The organism is Pseudogemmobacter sp. W21_MBD1_M6 (assembly GCF_052119585.1).
Taxonomy (GTDB): domain Bacteria; phylum Pseudomonadota; class Alphaproteobacteria; order Rhodobacterales; family Rhodobacteraceae; genus JBGQOJ01.
Genome location: NZ_JBGQOJ010000066.1, coordinates 1 through 2,492, shown reverse-complemented (window position 1 = coordinate 2,492; position 2,492 = coordinate 1). Strand labels below are relative to the sequence as shown.

Here is a 2,492-nt window from a genome sequence, read left to right as displayed (position 1 = left end):
AGTCAGTGGTCTCCGGCCACCTTCAAACCGGTAGCGCCGAGGTGTGGAGCTGAAAACTCGTAAAAATCGAGGTGCCCCTGAGCCCTGATCTTATCAAATCGATTGATATAGCGATCGGCATAAACCTTAGTTCGGGAATGATACGCGCCCGCTGCATCAGACCAGTTTCCTTTTTCCGCATAAAGCTGTTTTAGAAAGGACGCTGCATAGATCGCATTGGATCGTGGGTCGAACATTTCGTCGATCGAGGCAAAGGCCTTGCCGTGCCACCTAAAGTTGATTTGAAAGCAACCCACGTCAAAGCTTCTCGCACCCTTCTTGTAGTTTTGATAAACATAAGCCCGCGCTTCATCTTCTGTATCAAACCACATTCCCTTGCCCTCCATATTAACCGTCCACGGCCAAGGGCGAAATTCTCCTGCATGTTTTCTTCCGGTCTCGTTCAAGGATATTGCCGTCAAAACAGAAAGAGGAACCCCGATCTCTTGCGAAGCGGTGATGGAGGCAGCCTCACATTTAGCCGAAATATCAACTGCTGCTGTGGCCGAACCCCCGACAAAGACGGTTACTCCGATGCTGGAGATCAATCCAAGGTCAATCCAAGCGGCGCATGTTCGTCTAGAAATTTTTTTGATCCAGGGAATGAGCTGCATCATGCATTTTAATATCATTGAACATACCGCCTAAATACCGCATTTCTTGCAGTGTCACAGGCAATGCTAGAGGCCAAATCTTTAGAAACGGTTTCCATTGATTTCGTATTAGAGCGACTCAGGATGCTCCAACGGCATTGTTTTCAGTATAGCTTCAACTGTTCTTCGTATCGTTTCGCTCTCTTCTATTCGGCGGCGGGCGGATGCAATTGTGACCTTACCACTATCTGGACGGTTTTGCTCGACAGGATCATGTGGACTTGTCGAAGTCGCAATCAATGCGAGGGCCTGTTGTTCTGGTCCACCGACAAGCCCCAGGTCAGCCCAACTTCCCGAGAGCCAGGCAAAATTTGCTTTTCTTGCGTCATCACCCATGGGTTGAAGTTCTGAAAATGCATTTTTAAAATTTCGTTTTGCGGCGAATGCATCCGCGCGCAAAGAGCGTGCATCCTTGCTCGTTTCACTTTTAACAAGATCCAAAGCTCTATCTGGATCTGATCGAGATAGTGCCGTTTTTGCAAGAATAACATTGTCGCTCGAAATAGTATTTTTTATGGCTCCCAGAAAACTATCCGCCTCAGCGAGTGCGCCAAGACTAACCAATCTGATCGCAATTTCACGGCGGACGTTATCATCAAAACTTCCTTCCGCACGAAACAATCCGCCCATTATAATTTGACGCATGAATTCAGCATCGCTTGCAACCTTGGTCACATCGGATACAACCTGCGAAATAAGGTTCTCAATCTCATCGTCAGCAAGTGACTTGTCGCGCAGAATATCCTCGAGTTCGCGCTTGGCAATGTCAAACATTTCAGCCTTTGATCGCGCAAGAACCGAAACCTTAACAAGGTCTCTGCCGACTCGCGTTCCACGATACTCGAAGGCCAGCGCAGAAAGAGAGGCAAGCGTGGAATTATCGATGTCCTCGCCTCGTTCAAGCATCACCTTTGCAATTTCAACGAGGGCCGTCGGGGCGTCCTCCTCATCTTTTGCAACGAGGTCTGTCAGGATCGCAAGGGCGGATTGTTCGTGACCGCGCGCAAGTTCGAGGCGCGCCTCGAGCAGTTGAAGCCCGTCGACATTGCTTTCACTGGTTCGAGCGACGGCATTTCTTATTGCCGTGGCCGCCGCTAGATTTCCAGCTTGTGTTAGTTTTTCGGAAAGGCGCGGACCAAGCAAGATTCGCAAATGAGCCGGCAATGACGAGAAAGTCTCCAGAACCGCTTGAGGCGCGATTTGTGTGCCTGGGTTCAGATGCTTGCGTGCAAGAATAGCCCAAATCGCAGCAGATGTTTCGCACCCCATTTGCGTTTCCAAGAAAGCTGTTTGAAGTGGCATATCATCCAGAAGACGACCCATATCCTGAAGAATCGCGGCATCCGCAATCCCAAGATCAAAGGCACTCAAAGTCGCGATTGCCTCAGCCCCTAACCCGGCGTGCAGGTAGGCCTTGGCAAGGCGGGAAATGGCAACTTCCGAAGGCTTGTCAAATTCTCCAACCAAATCCTTTCGAAGGGCGGCAAAGTCCGCGATCTGTCCATTCGCCCCCCCCCAGCCTCGAACGTCCATGTGGCGCGAAGATACGCACGCACCGCCAGAGGTCGTTAAGGGCGTATTCATGCGGGACGATGGCATGTTCCTGTCCATACTGTTTTCCGTCCTCACATTCGGATCAGGTTGCTCCTTTTCAGTGGCTCCATCAGGTTGCGACATCTCAGGCAGGTCACCGGCCGGATCTTGTATGCCTCGCTTTGGCCTTATGGGCACCTCTAAAAATTGCGCCTGATCTGACGGCGGTGTAGACATTGGGCCAGTGTGAGATGGAGGCTGGTTGTC

At 50.7% G+C, this 2,492-nt stretch carries 2 protein-coding genes; both read right to left on the bottom strand.

What is annotated here, in order from left to right; translation table 11 throughout:
• Positions 1 to 2: 2 nt before the first annotated feature.
• On the bottom strand, positions 3 to 656 hold the full coding sequence (locus tag ACEN2R_RS20815) for a transglycosylase SLT domain-containing protein (protein WP_442044842.1): 654 nt from the start codon (positions 654 to 656) through the stop codon (positions 3 to 5).
• A 105-nt stretch (positions 657 to 761) separates the two neighbouring features.
• A partial coding sequence (locus tag ACEN2R_RS20810; protein ID WP_442044840.1) for a hypothetical protein occupies positions 762 to 2,492 on the bottom strand: 1,731 nt, incomplete at its 5' end.